The organism is Pseudofrankia asymbiotica, from assembly GCF_001983105.1.
Taxonomy (GTDB): domain Bacteria; phylum Actinomycetota; class Actinomycetes; order Frankiales; family Frankiaceae; genus Pseudofrankia; species Pseudofrankia asymbiotica.
Map to the genome: position 1 here is coordinate 128,015 of NZ_MOMC01000017.1, position 17,354 is coordinate 145,368.

17 protein-coding genes are annotated in these 17,354 nt (G+C 72.1%); 15 read left to right on the top strand and 2 right to left on the bottom strand.

Going from position 1 to position 17,354, the window contains the following annotated elements:
- Positions 1-132 precede the first annotated feature (132 nt).
- From BL253_RS10365 to BL253_RS10435, 15 genes are all read left to right on the top strand, one after another.
- Complete coding sequence (locus BL253_RS10365) at positions 133-747, top strand: translation elongation factor Ts (protein ID WP_076815847.1); 615 nt, start codon at positions 133-135, stop codon at positions 745-747.
- 440 nt (positions 748-1,187) lie between these two features.
- Positions 1,188-1,967 (top strand): UMP kinase, encoded by a 780-nt coding sequence (gene pyrH, locus BL253_RS10370; RefSeq protein WP_076815849.1) that lies wholly within the window; start codon positions 1,188-1,190, stop codon positions 1,965-1,967.
- Positions 1,964-2,521 (top strand): ribosome recycling factor, encoded by a 558-nt coding sequence (gene frr / locus BL253_RS10375; protein WP_076815851.1) that lies wholly within the window; start codon positions 1,964-1,966, stop codon positions 2,519-2,521. Before pyrH ends, frr begins: the two co-directional genes overlap by 4 nt.
- 141 nt (positions 2,522-2,662) lie before the next feature.
- Complete coding sequence (locus BL253_RS10380; RefSeq protein WP_241834683.1) at positions 2,663-3,793, top strand: phosphatidate cytidylyltransferase; 1,131 nt, start codon at positions 2,663-2,665, stop codon at positions 3,791-3,793.
- 70 nt (positions 3,794-3,863) lie between these two features.
- Entirely contained in the window at positions 3,864-5,207 is a 1,344-nt protein-coding gene (gene rlmN / locus BL253_RS10385; RefSeq protein WP_076815853.1) for a dual-specificity RNA methyltransferase RlmN, read from the top strand.
- A 247-nt stretch (positions 5,208-5,454) separates the two neighbouring features.
- Positions 5,455-6,546, top strand: coding sequence for a CE1 family esterase (locus BL253_RS10390; RefSeq protein ID WP_076815855.1), 1,092 nt, complete (start codon positions 5,455-5,457; stop codon positions 6,544-6,546).
- A gap of 361 nt (positions 6,547-6,907) precedes the next feature.
- A complete protein-coding gene (gene dxr / locus BL253_RS10395; protein ID WP_076815998.1) occupies positions 6,908-8,137 on the top strand; it encodes a 1-deoxy-D-xylulose-5-phosphate reductoisomerase in 1,230 nt (409 codons plus the stop codon).
- Positions 8,137-9,312: a M50 family metallopeptidase gene (locus tag BL253_RS10400; RefSeq protein ID WP_076815857.1), complete on the top strand. Its 1,176-nt coding sequence runs from the start codon at positions 8,137-8,139 to the stop codon at positions 9,310-9,312. The genes dxr and BL253_RS10400 overlap by 1 nt, the downstream gene beginning before the upstream one ends.
- A 75-nt stretch (positions 9,313-9,387) precedes the next feature.
- Positions 9,388-10,542, top strand: coding sequence for a flavodoxin-dependent (E)-4-hydroxy-3-methylbut-2-enyl-diphosphate synthase (gene ispG / locus BL253_RS10405; RefSeq protein WP_076815859.1), 1,155 nt, complete (start codon positions 9,388-9,390; stop codon positions 10,540-10,542).
- Between the two features lie 19 nt (positions 10,543-10,561).
- Positions 10,562-11,413, top strand: a complete 852-nt coding sequence (locus BL253_RS10410) for a GNAT family N-acetyltransferase (RefSeq protein WP_076815861.1) — start codon at positions 10,562-10,564, stop codon at positions 11,411-11,413.
- A gap of 200 nt (positions 11,414-11,613) precedes the next feature.
- A complete protein-coding gene (locus BL253_RS10415) occupies positions 11,614-12,669 on the top strand; it encodes a sulfate ABC transporter substrate-binding protein (RefSeq protein ID WP_076815863.1) in 1,056 nt (351 codons plus the stop codon).
- A complete protein-coding gene (gene cysT / locus BL253_RS10420) occupies positions 12,666-13,523 on the top strand; it encodes a sulfate ABC transporter permease subunit CysT (protein ID WP_076815865.1) in 858 nt (285 codons plus the stop codon). The genes BL253_RS10415 and cysT overlap by 4 nt, the downstream gene beginning before the upstream one ends.
- Positions 13,516-14,451, top strand: a complete 936-nt coding sequence (locus BL253_RS10425; protein WP_076815867.1) for a sulfate ABC transporter permease subunit — start codon at positions 13,516-13,518, stop codon at positions 14,449-14,451. Before cysT ends, BL253_RS10425 begins: the two co-directional genes overlap by 8 nt.
- Positions 14,448-15,383, top strand: coding sequence for a sulfate/molybdate ABC transporter ATP-binding protein (locus tag BL253_RS10430; RefSeq protein WP_076815869.1), 936 nt, complete (start codon positions 14,448-14,450; stop codon positions 15,381-15,383). The genes BL253_RS10425 and BL253_RS10430 overlap by 4 nt, the downstream gene beginning before the upstream one ends.
- Before the next feature lie 193 nt (positions 15,384-15,576).
- A complete protein-coding gene (locus BL253_RS10435; RefSeq protein ID WP_076815871.1) occupies positions 15,577-16,032 on the top strand; it encodes an RrF2 family transcriptional regulator in 456 nt (151 codons plus the stop codon).
- A gap of 63 nt (positions 16,033-16,095) precedes the next feature.
- Here BL253_RS10435 and BL253_RS10440 read toward each other — a convergent pair whose 3' ends face one another.
- Positions 16,096-16,611 (bottom strand): DUF4439 domain-containing protein, encoded by a 516-nt coding sequence (locus tag BL253_RS10440; RefSeq protein ID WP_081438194.1) that lies wholly within the window; start codon positions 16,609-16,611, stop codon positions 16,096-16,098.
- A gap of 81 nt (positions 16,612-16,692) precedes the next feature.
- Positions 16,693-17,319: a hypothetical protein gene (locus BL253_RS10445; protein ID WP_076815873.1), complete on the bottom strand. Its 627-nt coding sequence runs from the start codon at positions 17,317-17,319 to the stop codon at positions 16,693-16,695.
- Positions 17,320-17,354 lie beyond the last annotated feature (35 nt).

Sequence of the window (17,354 nt, forward strand, 5' to 3'; positions counted from 1 at the left end):
CCAACAAGGATGTCGACCGCGGTAGTTGCTCCGGCCGTGGACATCCACTGAACGCAATAAGCGCAGGAGGGCGCGAAGCGCCCGACGACGGGCGGGAGCGCCCGTCACACCCAGAACGGGACGACAAAGACGATGGCACAGATCACTGCCGGCGAGATCCGCAAGCTCCGTGAAGTGACCGGAGCCGGGATGAGCGACGTCAAGAAGGCGCTCGTCGACCACGACGGCGACTTCGAGAAGGCGAAGGCCTGGCTGCGCGAGAAAGGCCTCGCGGGCGTCGCCAAGCGGTCCGGCCGCTCGACGGCGAACGGCCTGGTCGACTCCTACCTGCACCGCACCGACCCGCAGCTCCCGCCGACCATCGGGGTGCTCGTCGAGCTGCGCTGCGAGACGGACTTCGTGGCCAAGACGGACCAGTTCCAGCAGCTCGCCCGCGACATCGCGCAGCACATCGCGGCCGCCGACCCGCTGTACGTGACCGCGGACGCGATCCCGAACGAGGTCGTCGAGCAGGAGCGGCGGATCTATGAGGCCGCCGCCCGCGAGGAGGGCAAGCCGGAGCCCGCGATCACCAAGATCGTCGAGGGCAAGCTGAACGGCTACAGGAAGAGCGTGGCGCTCCTCGACCAGCCGTGGGTGAAGGACGGCAAGATCACGATTGGCGCGCTCATCGAGGACGCGGGCGCGTCGCTCGGCGAGAAGATCGAGATCGGGCGCTTCGCCCGCTTCAACATCCGCCAGTCGTAGGCGCGCGCCGCGGGTTCGCCCGTTGYGCATCTTCTGGACCGGCTCCGGGGTCTCTGGGCAGTGATGCTCGGGAGGCAGCCCCGGAGCCGTGCCTGGTTTCGCCTCCAGATCGCCCGGTCATCGGCGCTCGTCCGGGGTGATGAACGAGGCCGCGATCCGGGCCGGAGGCCGACGCTCCCTTCGACGGCGGGCCGTCGACAGAATGGTCCGCCTACTGCCCCGCGGCGCCGGTTGCCCGCCTGCGTGGGGGCATCAGTCCCACTGAAATGGCGGGGCGACCTGCCGCCGATGGGGCCGGGCCACCAGGGACGGCCCCGGATGGGGCAGACTGGCAGTCAGCGAAGACCTCCGGCCGAACATCACGGCCGCTGGCGCGGCCAAAGGAGGCGCGAGGCTCCACGCGCGCGCCTCCGGCGGCCCCTGTGGGGAGAGGGCCACCCGTGATCGATCAAGCCGAGGTGACCACCGGGCCTGAGAGCACCGAGCCCAGGTGGCCGCGTGTCCTGCTCAAGCTGTCTGGTGAGGCGTTCGCCGGCAGCGATCAGCTGGGCATCGACCCCGTGACCATCTCGACGATCGCGCGGCAGGTCGCGCACGTGGCCCGGTCGGGCATCGAGGTCGCGATCGTCGTCGGCGGGGGCAACATGTTCCGGGGCCAGGCCCTCGCCGAACGYGGGATGGACCGGGCCAGAGCCGACTACATGGGCATGCTCGGCACGGTCATCAACTGCCTCGCCCTGGCCGACTTCCTCGAGCGTGAAGGCACGGTCACCCGGGTCCAGACGGCGATCGCCATGGGCCAGGTCGCCGAGCCGTACCTGCCGTTGCGCGCCATCCGGCACCTGGAGAAGGGGCGGGTCGTCATCTTCGGAGCCGGCCTCGGCGCGCCGTTCTTCTCGACCGACACCACCGCCGCGCAGCGGGCCCTGGAGGTCAAGGCCCAGGCCGTGCTCAAGGCGACGAAGGTGGACGGCGTCTACGACGCGGACCCGCGGACCAACCCGGGCGCGGTGCGCTTTGACACGCTCACGTACGGGGAAGTCCTCACTCGTGGGCTGAAGGTCATGGACGCGACCGCGATCAGCCTCTGCATGGACAACGCGATGCCGATCGTCGTCTTCGACCTGCTGACCGAAGGGAACATCTCGCGCGCCGTGCGAGGTGAGAAGATCGGGACTCTGGTTAGTGTCGACGCCTACGGAACGGAAGGACAGCGGTGATCGACGACACACTCCTCGAGGCCGAGGAGAAGATGGACAAGGCCGTCTCGGTCGCCAAGGAGGATTTCGCCAACATCCGGACGGGCCGGATCACGCCCGCCGTGTTCTCGAAGATCCTCGTCGACTACTACGGCGCGCCCACCCCCGTTCAGCAGCTCGCGTCGTTCCACATCCCCGAGCCCCGCATGGTCATCATCACCCCGTATGACAAGTCGTCACTGGCCGCCGTCGAGAAGGCGATCCGCGACTCCGACCTCGGCGTGAACCCGAGCAACGACGGCTCGATCATCCGTGTGGCCTTCCCGGAGCTCTCCGAGCAGCGGCGACGCGACCTGGTCAAGGTGGCCCGTGGCAAGGCCGAGGACGCCCGGATCAGTGTCCGCAACGTGCGTCGGCACGCCAAGGAGGCGCTGGACCGGATCGTCCGGGACGGCGAGGCCGGCGAGGACGACGGCCGCAGGGCGGAAAAGGACCTGGACGAGGCGACCCACCGCTATGTCGCCCAGATCGACGAACTGCTCAAGACCAAGGAGTCCGACCTCCTGTCGGTCTGAGCGCTTCCATCCGGTCTGAGCGCTTCGGGCCGGTCTGGGCGGTCCTCGGACGGCGGTCTCCTCGGCGGCCCCAGGTGGCCCAAGATGCCTGGCTGGGGGACGATCCCCCGGACCAACGACCGAGGTCAGCGAAGGGGCGAGGTGAGCGAAGGTCTGCGCGCCACGGCGCCGGCCGACGGGCTGGGTCAGGAGTCCGCCCCCGCCGATCCATCGGCGCGGATCCGGGCCTCCGAGACCGGCGGAGCCGTTCTCGGAGGAGCCTCGGAGGACCCAGCCGCACGGCTCCGCGTCGGCGAGCCCGTCGGCGAGCCTGACCCGGTGGTGGCGGCCGCGGCTGCCGCGTCGGGTGGCGTGGTCGTGAGCCCGCCCGCCCCGGATGGGCCTTCCCCGGAGAACCAGGTGGGACAGGCGGATCAGGCCGGCCCCGCTGACGAGCCGGCCCGGCCGGCCCGCCGGCGGATCAGGGCTGGCCGCAACCTGCCGGCGGCCATCGCCGTCGGCGTTCTGCTCGCCGTGCTGATACTGGTGCCGCTGTTCACCCTCAAGGCGGGGTTCATCGGTGTCGTCGGCCTCGCCGTCGCGATCGGCACCTTCGAGGTCGTGCGAGCGCTGCGGCTCGCGGGGCTGCGGCCGCCGCTGGTACCGCTGGTCGCCGGCGCGGTGGCGATGCCGATCGCCGCCTACGTCGGCGGGCCGGGGGCGTTGGTCGGCGCGCTCGCGCTCACCGTGCTGCTCGCCGTGGCGGTCCGGGCCGTCGGCGAGCCGGCGGGGCTGCCGGCCGACCTGGYCGCCACGATCTTCGCCGCCGTCTACGTCGGGTTCGCCGCCGGCTTCGCGGCGCTGCTCACCGCTGGGTCGGACGGCAGCTGGCGGGTGGTGGCCTTCCTCGGGACGGTCGTCGCCAGCGACATCGGCGGCTACACCGCCGGCGTGCTCTCCGGTGGGCGCCACAAGCTCGCGCCGTCGGTCTCACCGGGCAAGTCCTGGGAGGGTTTCGCCGGCTCCGCCCTCGCCTGCGTCGTGGTGGCGAGCGTGGTCGTCAGCTGGCCGCTCGGAGGGCATGTCTGGCAGGGGGTTCTCCTCGGGCTCGCCGTCGTGTGCACCGCGACCATCGGCGACTTGGGCGAGTCGCTGCTCAAACGCGACATCGGCATCAAGGACATGGGCAACCTGCTGCCCGGTCACGGCGGGATCATGGACCGGCTCGACTCCCTGCTGTGCACCGCGCCGGTCGCCTGGCTGCTCATCAACTCCTTCCTGCCACCGAGCTGACCGCCGCGGGCCTCCTCCCAGAACGGGCTGCCCGCCCCGCCGGCATCTCATTTGGCACACTGGAGGGGCTATGACAGCCACCAGCTCCGGAGCCGACCAGGCCGCCAGGACCGATGGTCCGGCCGAGCGGGCGGTGGGTCTCACCCTCACGCCCCGCCGGGTGAAGCCGCCGCGACACCTGGCGGACCTCTCCCGCGACGAGCGCCGCGCCGTCGCGGTCGAGCTCGGCCAGCCGGCCTTCCGGGCCGACCAGCTCGCCCGGCACTACTTCGCCCGGCTCGCCGCGCCCGGCGACACGGCCGGCATGACCGACCTGCCGACCGCCGCCCGCGACGCGCTGGCCGACGCGCTGCTGCCGAGGCTGTTGACCGCCGGCGGGACGCTCACCTGCGACGACGGCGCGACCCGCAAGACCGCGTGGCGCACCGTCGACGGCGCGACCATCGAGTCGGTGCTGATGCGCTACCCGGACCGGGCGACCGTGTGCGTCTCCAGCCAGGCCGGCTGCGGCATGGGCTGCCCGTTCTGCGCGACCGGCCAGGGCGGCCTCACGCGCAACCTGACGGTCGCCGAGATCGTCGAACAGGTCGTGGACGCCGCCAGGGTGCTGCGCCGCGGCGAGCTGCCAGGCGATGATGGGCATCCCGGCCAGGCGGGGAGCGGGATCGCTTCCTCGGTGCGCTCCGGAAGGCCGCGGGACCGGCTGTCCAACGTCGTGTTCATGGGCATGGGCGAGCCGCTCGCCAACTACCGGGCGCTGGTCACCGCGCTGCGCCGGATCAGCGATCCGGCTCCGGACGGGCTGGGGATCTCCGCCCGCGCGCTCACTGTCTCCACGGTCGGCCTCGTCCCGGCGATCGGCAGGCTCGCCCGCGAGGGGCTGCCAGCGCGGCTCGCGGTCTCCCTGCACGCGCCCGACGACGAGCTGCGCGACACCCTCGTCCCGATCAACACCCGCTGGAAGGTGGCCGAGGTGCTCGACGCGGCCTGGGAGTACGCGGCGCTGACGGGACGGCGGGTGAGCATCGAGTACGCCCTCATCGGCGGGGTCAATGACCAGCCTGAGCGGGCCGACCTGCTCGCTCGGCTGCTCGTCGGGCGGCCCGCGCACGTCAACCTGATCCCGCTCAACCCCACCAGGGGGTCGAGCTGGCACGCCAGCGCGGAGGCGGCCGAGCGGGAGTTCGTCGCCCGGCTGCGCGCCCGCGGGATCACCACGACGGTCCGCGACACCCGCGGCCGCGAGATCGCGGCCGCCTGCGGCCAGCTGGCCGCCGACGCCACAGACGCCACAGACGCCGCCGTCGGCCCCCGCCACGCGGGCCGCGCGGGCGACGCCGCTCTGGGCGTCACCGACAACCTTGAGGGCGTCCCTGACCTCGACGACGCCGACGTGGGCCGTGGCCTTCAATAACCCGTCCTCCAGGGCCGGTTCCGCCGGCCGTGGTGGCTCCGCGGCCAGCGGCGGGGGCAGGGGCGGCGACGTCTCGGCCCGCCGGGTCTCGGCGCGCTCCGCGACCGGTCGTGGCCTGGCCGGCCGGCCCCCCCTCGGCGCGCGTGATGCCACTCCCGGGCGGGGGCACCGTGCCTCCGGGGCGCGGGGCGGGCAGGCCGCGCGCCGCGGCGGCCCGCTGACACGCACGTCCAGGAGCACGACCCTGGTGCCGATCGCCGCCGCCGGCGTCGTGCTCCTGATGCTGCTCTGGTACGCGCTCGCGCACGACCCCGCCGACTCGCCGGCCGGGGCGGGGGAGAACATCGCCGCCGCCGCGCGGTCGGGCCTTCCCGGTGACGCCGCGGGGACGGCCGCCGACGGGAAGGGYGACGGCGACGTGACGGTCGTCGCGGCCACCCCCGGTCCGAGCGGCTGCCAGACCGGCAGGACGCTTCCGGCGGGCGTGACCACCGAGTCCGTCACCGTCGGCTCGACGAAGCGCACCTACCTTCTCGCGGTCCCGCCCGCCACCGACAACGACCAGTCCCGGCCGCTGATCCTCAACTTCCATGCCGACGGCCAGGCGCCCACCGACGTGGAGGCCTACACCGGGCTGGCGGGCGAGGCGACGAAACGCGGCTATGTCGTCGTCGACCCGGCCGGGGTCGACAACCAGTGGAACCTCACCCGGTCGGGTGCCGTCGGGCAGGCCGACGGCGCGTTCGTCGCCGCGCTGCTGAACGACCTGCGCGGTCGCGGCTGCTTCGCCGACGGCCGGGTCTTCGCCGTCGGGTACGGGGACGGCGCCGACATGGCGGTGGCCGCGAGCTGCGCGCTGCCCGGCCGGATCGCCGCGATCGTCTCCGTCGCTGGCAGCACGGTGCCGCCCAGCTGCGCGAAGACGATCACGAACCTGCTCGAGGTCCATGGCGCGGCCGACCAGATCGCTCCCTGGGATGGGGGAGGCGCGCCGCGCACCGGGGTGACCGCGCAGTCGGTGCCTGAACGCCTCGGCCGCTACGCCCAGGCCGCCGGCTGTTCCGCCGCGCCCAAGCCGCAGCCCCTGCCGGGGCTGGGCCAGCTGACCGCCTGGACCTGCGACGGCAAGCCCGACGTCGGTGCCCTGTCCGTCAACGGCGGCGGGCACACCTGGCCCCAGGCACAGGCACGTCCCGAGCTCGGGCCGACGGCGACGTCGTTCAGCGCGACGGTGGTCAGCCTTCTCTACTTCCAGGCCCACCCGGTGGTTGGCTCGGTCGTCTCGGCGGGCTCCCCGGGCATCGGTGACTCCCTGGGCAGGGCCCTCGCCGGCGGCTGAGCGGCCTTCCCGCCGATCCCGGCGCACCGGTCCTGAGGGGTCGATGCCCGCCGCGTGCCGGGTGAGAATCGACGGTTCGTGGCACCTATGGGCCTGATCCGGGCAGGTTCGCGATGCGGCAGCCGCCCGCGTGTCCGAAGCTGTTCGGGAGCGCGTCACTCCTGCTTCACGTTGTTCACGGCCGCTTCGGGTTGTTCGCGGCGCCCTCGCCGCCTGGCTACGGAATGAAACGAACACCGAACCGTGCGCCACGCGCCGAGCGGCCACGAGCCAATCGGCGGGTGCGGGGTGTCATGAAGCGAACAGGGGTGAACCGAACAGGCCGTCGTCGGGTCGCGGACGAGCCTGCGACAATGGGGTGGTGTCGCAGCCACGGGTCGTTCGTGAGGTCGTTCTGCTCGGGTCGACGGGCTCGATCGGGACCCAGGCCATCGATGTAATCCAGCGCAACCCGGACGAGTTCCGGGTCGTCGCCCTGCTCGGGGGCGGGTCGCGGGTGGACCTGCTCGCCCAGCAGGCGCTCGACCTCGGCGTCGAGGTCGTCGGCGTGTCGGCCGCCTCGGCCGCGCAGGACCTGCAGCTCGCCTTCTACGCGGAGGCGTCGAAGCGCGGCTACCGCAAGGGCGAGTTCGTCGTCCCGAAGATCCTGGGCGGCCCCGAGGCCGCCCTTGAGATCGCCGCCTGGCCGTGCGACATCGTGCTCAACGGCATCACCGGCTCCGTCGGGCTCGCACCCACGCTCGCCGCGCTGGCGGCCGGCCGCACGGTGGCGCTCGCCAACAAGGAGTCGCTGGTCGTCGGCGGCCCGCTCGTGCTGGACGCGGTCGGCGACAACCCCGACCGCCTGGTGCCGGTCGACTCCGAGCACTCCGCCCTCGCGCAGTGCCTGCGCGGCGGGCGGCGCCACGAGGTGCGCAAGCTGATCCTCACCGCCTCGGGCGGGCCGTTCCGCGGCAAGAAGCGCGCGGAGCTGGAGGCGGTCACGCTGGACCAGGCACTCGCGCATCCGACCTGGGCGATGGGCCCGGTCATCACGATCAACTCGGCGACCCTGATGAACAAGGGTCTCGAGCTGATCGAGGCACAGCTGCTGTTCGGCATCCCGTACGACGACATCGATGTCGTCGTACACCCGCAGTCGCTGGTGCACTCGATGGTCGAGTTCTACGACGGCTCGACGCTGGCCCAGGTGTCACCGCCGGACATGTGCCTGCCGATCGCGCTCGCGCTCGGYTGGCCGGAGCGGGTGCCGAAGGCCCAGCGGCCGATGGACTGGACGACCGCGCAGACCCTGAACTTCTTCCCGCTGGACACCACCGCCTTCCCCGCGGTGGGGCTCGCGCGGGAGACGGGCAAGCGCGGTGGGACCGCCCCGGCGGTCTTCAACGCCGCCAACGAGGAGGCGGTCGCCGCCTTCATCGCCGGGCGGCTGCCGTTCGTCCGGATCGTCGACGTCGTCGCGGAGGTGCTCTCGGCGCACGAGGTGATCGCCAAGCCGACCCTCGACGAGGTGTTCGCCACCGAGCGCGAGGCCCGCGCCGCCGCGAACCGGCTGATCGACCGGACGGCCAGCGAGGTGGTGTCGCGGTGATGGTCCTGGGCATCGTCGCCTTCGCGGTGGCGCTGCTGGTCTCGGTCTGCCTGCACGAGGCCGGGCACTTCGTCACCGCCCGGCACTACGGGATGAAGGCCTCCCGGTTCTTCGTCGGCTTCGGCCCGACCGTGTGGTCGAGCAAGCGCGGCGAGACGGAGTACGGCGTCAAGCTGGTCCCCGCCGGCGGGTTCGTGAAGATCGAGGGGATGACCGCCCTCGAGGAGATCGACCCGGACGACGTGCCGCGGGCGTTCTACAACAAGCCGGCGCGAGCCCGGTTCGTGGTCATGTCGGCCGGTTCGGTCGTGCACTTCATCATCGCCATCCTGCTGATCTACACCGTCCTGCTCGCCTTCGGCTCGCCGAAGGTGAGCGAGAACAAGATCGGCGCCATCAGTTGCGTGTCGACCAGCGGCGAGTGCACGGGCTCCGGCCCGGCGGCCGCGGCCGGCATGGAGGTCGGCGAYCGGGTGGTGTCCTTCGACGGCACGCGGGTCACGAGCTGGCAGCAGTTCACCCAGCTCGTGCGTGACCATGGCGCGGGACCCGCGACCGTCGTCGTCGACCGGGACGGCAGACAGCTCCCTCTGCACCCGAACCTCGTGCAGGTGCTGCGTGACCGGCAGACCGGTGGCGCGGGGTCCGACCCGGTCGGAGCGATCGGCGTGAAGCCGGGTCTCGACTCCGACCACTACGGGCCGATCGCGGCGATCCCGCGCACCGGCCAGGTCATCTGGTCCGGCTTCACCGGGATGTACGACACGCTGACCCACCGCCTCGACGATCTGGGCAACCTGTTCAGCGACAACCGTGACCCCGCCGGTTTCGTCAGCGTGGTGGGCGCGGCCCGTATCGGCGGTGACGTCGTCGCCGACGCGGGCAGCTCCTGGCCGGACCGGATCCGCGACTTCCTGGTCCTGGTGGCGGCGATCAACCTGGCCGTCGGGATCTTCAACCTGTTGCCGCTGCTGCCGCTCGACGGCGGCCACATCGCCGTCCTGGCGTTCGAGCAGACGCGGCACGGCTTGCGGCGCCTGCGTGGCTACCGTGGCCCCGTGAAGCGCGTGGACTTCGCCAAGCTGTTACCAGCCACGTACGCGACGGTCGTGGTGTTGCTCGGGTTCAGCCTGCTCATTCTGTCCGCCGACATCRTCAACCCGATCCGTCTGTAGTGATCAGCGAGGCGCGCCGCTCCGGGTATCGGTCTGCCGTGCGCGCAACCGCATCCATATCCCAGTGAGGACAACGTGACCGTTACTCTGGGCATGCCACAGGCTCCGGCCCGTCCCCTTGGCAAGCGCCGGGTGAGCCGGCAGATCAAGGTCGGCAGCGTCCTGGTCGGCGGCGACGCGCCGGTCTCGGTGCAGTCGATGTGCACCACCCTGACCGCCGACGTGAACGCGACGCTGCAGCAGATCGCGGAGCTCACCGCCTCGGGCTGCCAGATCGTCCGGGTCGCCGTGCCAAGCCAGGACGACGCCGACGCGCTCGCCGCGATCGCCCGCAAGTCGCCGATCCCGGTGATCGCCGACATCCACTTCCAGCCGAAGTACGTCTTCGCCGCGATCGACGCGGGCTGCGCGGCCGTCCGGGTGAACCCGGGCAACATCAAGGCGTTCGACGACAAGATCGGCGAGATCGCCCGCCGGGCCGGTGCGGCCGGCATCCCGATCCGCATCGGTGTCAACGCAGGTTCGCTCGACAAGCGGCTGCTCGCCAAGTACGGCAAGGCGACGCCGGAGGCGCTGACCGAGTCGGCGCTCTGGGAGTGCTCGCTGTTCGAGGAGCACGACTTCCGGGACATCAAGATCTCGGTCAAGCACCACGACCCGGTCGTCATGATCGCGGCCTACCGGATGCTGGCGGAGCGCTGCGACTACCCGCTGCACCTGGGTGTCACCGAGGCCGGCCCGCAGTTCCAGGGCACGATCAAGTCGGCCGTCGCGTTCGGCGCGCTGCTCGCCGAGGGCATCGGCGACACCCTGCGGGTGTCGCTGTCCGCGCCTCCGGTCGAGGAGGTCAAGGTCGGCACGGCGATCCTCGAGTCGCTCGGCCTGCGCGACCGCCGGCTCGAGATCGTCTCCTGCCCGTCCTGCGGGCGCGCCCAGGTCGACGTCTACACGTTGGCCAACCAGGTCGCCGCCGGTCTGGAGGGCATGGAGGTCCCGCTGCGCGTGGCCGTCATGGGCTGCGTCGTCAACGGTCCCRGCGAGGCCCGCGAGGCCGACCTCGGTGTCGCCTCCGGCAACGGCAAGGGCCAGATCTTCGTCCGCGGCGAGGTCGTCAAGACCGTGCCCGAGGCGCAGATCGTCGAGACCCTGATCGAGGAGGCCATGCGCCTCGCCGAGGAGATGGAGACCGCGGGCGTCGCCTCCGGCGAGCCCTCCGTCTCCGTCGCCTAGCCGCGGATCATGATGCCGGATGGGTCTGCCACTACGGTCTAGCCCGGTCCGGCTGCTCGACGACCGCGACCTGCCCGCGGTCCGCCAGCTGTTGGCCCGAGACCCGGTCACCGACGTGTTCGTCGCGTCCCGGGTGGAGGCCTGCGGGCTCGACCCATGGCGGCTGGGYGCGGAGGTATGGGGGCACATCGTCGACGGCAGGATCGCGGCGCTGTGCTATTCGGGTGCGAACCTGTGGCCGGTCGGCGCGGGTACGACGTCCGTTCGGCTGTTCGCCGAGCGGGCGCGCCGTGCCGGCCGGCGCTGCTCGTCGATCGTCGGTGAGGCGAACTCGGTAAGCCAGCTGTGGCGGAACCTGGAACCCTCCTGGGGCCCGGCCCGCGAGGTGCGAGGCGAGCAGCCGTTACTGGTCATCGACGCCCCGCCGCTGATCGCTCCCGACCCGCGCGTCCGGCTGGTACGCCCGGACGAGCTGGACATCCTCATGCCCGCGAGCATCGCGATGTTCACCGAGGAGATCGGCGTGTCGCCGATCCTCGTCGACGGTGGGGCGCTCTACCGCGCCCGCGTCGCGGAGTTCGTCGGGYAGCGCCGCTCGTTCGCGCGCATCGAGAACGGGCGGGTGCTGTTCAAGGCCGAGATCGGCGCCATCGCCGGCGGGGTGAGCCAGGTGCAGGGCGTCTGGGTCGCGCCGGAGCTGCGCGGGCGCGGGCTCGGCGCCGCCGGCACGGCGAGCGTCGTGGCGCTCGCGCAGGCGATGTACGCGCCGGTCGTCAGCCTGTACGTCAACGACTTCAACCTGCCGGCCCGCCACGCCTACGAGCGGGTGGGCTTCCGCCGCGTCGGCACCTTCGCGTCGATCCTGTTTTAGATCTTCACTCGTCCAGGGGTCCGCTGACCTCTATTCTCGATAAAGCCCATCGGGAAAACGGAAAGTTTGTTACTCGTCTGTGTTGCGGATGCAACAACGTGTTGGTCACGGTCTGCCCCGTCTGGCATGCTGTCGTTCCCGACAAGTCCGATCGACTTGCCTGTAACGTTGCGGTGTGTACGTCCGGGGAGGACCAAGATATGAAGCCGAGTAGGCTGTGGCGCCACAGTGCGCCCCTGATCGCTGCTGGTGCGGCGCTCGCGCTGGCGGTGACCGCCTGCGGCGGTGACTCCGGGGGAAGTGACGACTCCGGGGCGAGCGCTGGCGCCGGGCCGAACGCGGGCCAGTCGATCGCGATCGTCGGGTATTCGGTGCCTAAGCCCGCCTACAACGCACTGCAGGACGCGTTCGTCAAGACGGACGCGGGCAAGGGCGTGAAGTTCTCGGAGACCTTCGGGGCGAGCGGCACCGTGAGCAAGTCGGTGGCCAGTGGCCAGAAGGCCGACTTTGTGACCTTTTCTCTTGATCCAGACATGACCCGCCTGGTGCCGAAGTTCGTCGCCGAGAGCTGGAACGCGGACAGCACCAAGGGGCAGATCACGAACTCCGTCGTGGTGATCGCGGTCCGCAAGGGGAACCCGCTGCACATCACCGGCTGGGATGACCTGATCAAGCCGGGCGTCAAGATCGTCACCCCGGACCCGGCGTCCTCGGGCTCGGCGAAGTGGAACATCCTGGCGGCCTACACCCACACCATCGCCGAGGGCGGCACGGACGCGCAGGCCCAGGAGTACCTCACCTCCTTCTTCAAGAACGTGGTGAGCAAGCCCTCCAGCGGCGCGGACGCGACCACCACGTTCACGCAGGGCACCGGTGACGTGCTGATCTCCTACGAGAACGAGGCGATCGGCGCCCGGCAGAAGGGTGTCGACCTGGACTACGTCATCCCCAAGGAGACGTTCCTGATCGAGAACCCGGCCGCGGTGACCGTGAAGGCCTCGGCGGCGGCCAAGGCGTTCCTGGAGTACGCCAGGAGCGACGAGGGCCAGGCGATCTTCGCCAGCCACGGCTTCCGCCCGACCGACAAGAACGCGACCGTCGGCACCGTGCAGGGCGCGAACGACCCCTCCAAGCCGTTCCCGACGGTGGAGAAGCTGACCACCATCACGGACCTCGGTGGCTGGAGCAAGGTCAACAAGGAGTTCTTCGACGCCGACAACGGCATCGTGACGAAGATCGAGAACGCCACCGGATGAGCACCGTGGTGGAGCCGGCGACGGCGGCTTCACCGGCTCGTTCCCGGGCCGCGCGGGACGCCTCTGGCGCCGCGCGGCTCGGGGCCGGGTCGGGGCTCGGGCTGGGCGTGGCGGTGCTGTGGCTGAGCCTGCTGGTGCTGATCCCGCTGGCGGCGGTCGTCGCGCGGGGGTTCACCGGCGGATGGAGCGGCTTCTGGGACAACATCACCGACCCCAATGCCGTGAGAGCCCTGCGCCTGACCGTGACGACCTCGCTGCTGGTGGCCGCGATCAACGCGGTGATGGGGACGCTGCTGGCCTGGGTGCTGGTGCGCGACCCCTTCCCCGGCCGGCGGCTGGTGGACGTGATCATCGACATCCCGTTCGCGCTGCCGACCATCGTCGCCGGACTGGTGCTGCTCGCCGTCTACGGCACCGACAGCCCGGTCGGGATCCATCTGCTCGGCACCCAGCGGGCGATCGTCCTCGGGCTGCTCTTCGTGACGCTCCCGTTCGCCGTGCGGTCGGTCCAGCCAGTCCTCATGGCGCTGGACAGGGAGGTGGAACAGGCCGCCGCCTGCCTCGGCGCGTCGCCGTTCACGACCTTCCGGCGGGTGGTGCTGCCGCTGCTGCTGCCGGCGATCGCGTCGGGGGCGACGCTGGCGTTCGCCCGGGCGATGGGCGAGTACGGCTCGGTGCTGCTCATCTCCGGCGGGCTCAGCCGTACCAAGGTGTCCTCGATGTACGCGTACCAGAAGATCGAGAACTTCGACTTCCCCGCGGCCGCGGCCACCGCGACCGTCCTGCTGGCGGTCAGCCTGCTGGTGATCGTCGGCCTGGACCTGCTGCAGCGCGCGGCGGCCCGCCGTGGGTGACCGCCGTTCCACCCGCCTCGGGCTGCGCGTCGTCGCGCTGCTCTACGTCGCGGTCCTGGTGCTGGTCCCGCTGGTGGTCGTGACCTGGAAGACGGTGCGCCCCGGGCCGGCGGCCTTCTGGTCGGCCATCAGCTCCGACCAGGCGGTGACCGCCTTCCGGCTGACCGCCGAGATCGCGCTGGCCTCGGTCGCGCTCAACGCCGTGTTCGGAGTGGGCCTCGGGCTGCTGATCACCCGCTACCGCTTCCCCGGGCGCCGGCTGCTCAGCGCGCTCGCCGACCTGCCGCTCTCGGTCTCGCCGATCGTGGTGGGCCTCGCGCTGGTGCTGGTCTACGGCCCGGTCGACGGCTGGTTCGGCAGCACCCTGCACAGCGCCGGGATCGAGATCATCTTCTCGCTCCCCGGCATGATCCTCGCGACGACCTTCGTCTCGTTCCCGCTGGTCCTGCGTGAGGTGGTCCCCGTCCTCCTGGAGGAGGGCGTCGAGCAGGAGCAGGCCGCCCGGGTGCTGGGCGCCAGCGCCTGGCAGCGCTTCCTGCGGATCACGCTGCCGGTCATCCGGCCCGCGCTGCTGTACGGGATCGTGCTGAGCCTGGCCCGCTCGATCGGGGAGTACGGCGCCGTGCTCGTGGTGTCCGGCAACGTCAGCGGCGAGAACCAGACCCAGACCGTGCCGCTGCTGGTCGGCGAGCGGGTCCAGCAGCTCGAGCCAGGGGCCTTCCAGCTGGCGTTCCTGCTCATCGTCGTCACGGTGCTCGTCATCGTGCTGGTGTTCCTCCGCCGGCGCGAGAGCGAGTCGAAGCACAGCGAGCCGCCGGCCGTGGCGCCGGACGACCTCGCCCTGTCGGCGGACCCGGCGCCGGCCGCCCTGGCGCTGCACAACGTCGCGTCGAACGACGTCGAACTGGACAAAGGTGGGCTCAGGTGAGCATCGAGGTCAACTCGGTCGGGAAGCGGTTCGGTAGTTTCGTCGCGCTCGACGACATCGACCTGACCGTGGCGGACGGGCGGCTGACCGCGCTCCTGGGTCCCAGCGGCGGCGGCAAGTCCACCCTGCTGCGCATCATCGGCGGTCTTGAGCAGCCGGACACCGGCACCGTCCGGATCAACGGGAAGGACGCCACCCGCGTCCCCCCGCAGCGCCGCAACGTGGGCTTCGTGTTCCAGCACTACGCGGCCTTCAAGCACCTGTCGGTCTATCGCAACGTCGCCTTCGGCCTGGAGATCCGCAAGCGCCCCAAGGCCGAGATCCGCGCGCGGGTGCAGGAGCTGCTGGCCCTGGTCCACCTGGAGCAGTTCGCCGACCGGCTGCCCGAGCAGCTCTCCGGCGGGCAGCGCCAGCGGATGGCGCTGGCCCGCGCCCTCGCGGTCGAGCCGACGGTGCTCCTGCTCGACGAGCCGTTCGGCGCCCTGGACGCCCAGGTCCGCAAGGAGCTGCGCGACTGGCTGCGCCGCCTGCACGACGAGGTGCAYGTCACCACGATCTTCGTCACCCATGACCAGGAGGAGGCGCTCGAGGTGGCCGACGAGCTCGTGGTCATCAACCAGGGCCGCATCGAGCAGGTCGGTACCCCGGCTGACGTCTACGACAAGCCCGCGAACGACTTCGTGATGGGCTTCCTCGGCCCGGTCACCCGCCTCTCCGGCAAGCTGGTCCGCCCGCACGACCTGGAGATCTTCACGTCCGACACCCCCGACACCACGCCCGCCGAGGTCGCCGGCCTGCAGCGCATCGGTTTCGAGGTCCGGGCCACGCTGGACGCCGGGGCCGAGCAGCCCTGGGCGCAGCTCACCCGCGGGCAGGCCGAGGACCTCCGTCTCGCGATCGGCCAACGCGTGTGGGTCCGCGCGACCCGCTGAGGGAGCCGCCGGCGGCCGTGTTGACGGAGCCGCCGTCGACTGTGTCGAGGGAGCCGCCGGTGACTGTGCGGCGTGGCCGGTCGGCGCCGGCGGGGCAGGCACCAGGCTCGCTGGCGCGAGGCGCGTCGCGCGCCGAGCCTGCCGGGGACACCCGCCATAGGCGTGATCACTGGCTAGGCGGCAAGATGGTGGTATGCAGATCTCCGCGCGCGCCGACTACGCCCTGCGCGCACTGCTGACGCTGGCCGCCAGCGACGGCGGCCTTGTCAAGGGCGAGACGCTTGCCTCGGCGCAGGACCTGCCGCTGCGGTTCCTCGAGAACATCCTGACCGACCTGCGGCGCAGCGGCCTGGTGACCAGCCGGCGCGGCGCGGAGGGCGGCTACCAGCTCGCCAGGCCGGCCCACGAGATCGACGTGGCGACCGTGATCAGAGCCACCGACGGGCCGCTGGCCGGCGTGCGCGGGCGCAGGCCGGAGGAGGTCACGTACGACGGCGCGGCCAAGAACCTGCAGGACGTCTGGATCGCTGTCCGGGTGAGCCTGCGTCAGGTGCTCGAGGCCGTGACCCTCGCCGACATCGCGAGCGGTGACCTTCCGGAGATCGTCCGCGAGCGCGGCAGGGCGCCCGGCGCCTGGTCCAGGCGCTGACGGAACCGGGAGCCGCGGGTCCGGGGGCCCCAAGTCAGGGAGCCGCGGGTCGGGAGCCTCGGGTCAGAGGCGGCCGGGGAGCGCCTTGACCGCCGTCCCGGCGTTCACGTCGGCGGTGAGCCGGGCGTGTTGGGCGCGTAGTGCCGCCTGGGCGAGCGCGTCGACGACGAGCTCGCGGGCCCTGCCGGTCACCAGGCCGACGGCGTCGTAGGAGCTCGCCGCGGTCCGGTCGTCCAGCTCGGCGAGCAGTGTGAGTGCGGCCCCCACGCTGGCCGGGCTCACCGGCAGCGTGTAAGCGGGCTGCGCCGCCGGCGGCTTCGCCCCCGCGTCCAGGAGCAGCGCGGTCAGCGCGTCGCGCAGCTGCCGGTGTGCCGTGAAGGCGGCGGTGGCGAGGCCGCGGGCGTCACGCGCGCTCGCGCCCAGCGGCGCGAGCGCGCCGCCGGCGAAGGCCGTTCCGTACACCGCCGCGTGCTCGACCGCCACCAGCGCCGACAGCGCGGTGACGGCGCGCGCGTCCAGCGCCGCGTTGGGCGAGCCCTTGGCGCTGGGCGCGGTCGCCGGCCGGCTGGTCGCCACCATCGTGCCTGTCTGTCTTCCTCGTCGGCTGGGGCCAGAGTCGGCCGGATCGGTGCGGGTCTGGGGCAGATCGATGCGCCTTGCTCACCCAGCCGAGCCGGCCAGGGAGAGCAGGTCGGCATGGCAGGACTCCGCCGCGCGCAGGCTCGCCAGCAGCGGGGCGAGCCCGCCCGTCGCGGTGAGGCAGCTCGCGCGATGTTCGTCGGCCGCCGTGCGTTCGGCGGTGGCGAGCTCGGCCAGCGCGCTGGCCCTCGCCGCCGGCGAGTCGTCGGCGCCGGGCTGCGCGCCGGCGCTCCCGGGCGGCGAGGCACCCGCGGCGGGAGCCGTCGCGGCGCCAGACGGGGTGGCCGGGGCCGAGACGGACGGACCGCCGCCGGAGGCCACACCGTCCGGGGTCGCGGTCGCCAGGGCCGGCACCTGCGTCGTGAGGGCCGCCAGATGCTGCGCGTGGTGCGCCCGCAGGCCACCCAGCAGCGCGGCGAGCGCGGGATGACGGGCGATCGCGGCGTCATAGTCGACCAGGAGGTCTCGCTCGGTGCGGGCGGCGGCCCGCGCGGCCGCGAGGTCGACCGGCGGCGGCGCGGGGGCGCCGGCCGGCCGTGACTCGGTGCAGCCGGCGGTCGTCACCAGTCCCGCCGCGGCCACCCCCGCCGCCGGCAGGGCGAGCACGGCCCGCCTGGACGGCGCGCCGCGCACGCCGACCCCACCCATGCCGCCCCCAGCCACGACTCGCAGCCAATCACACG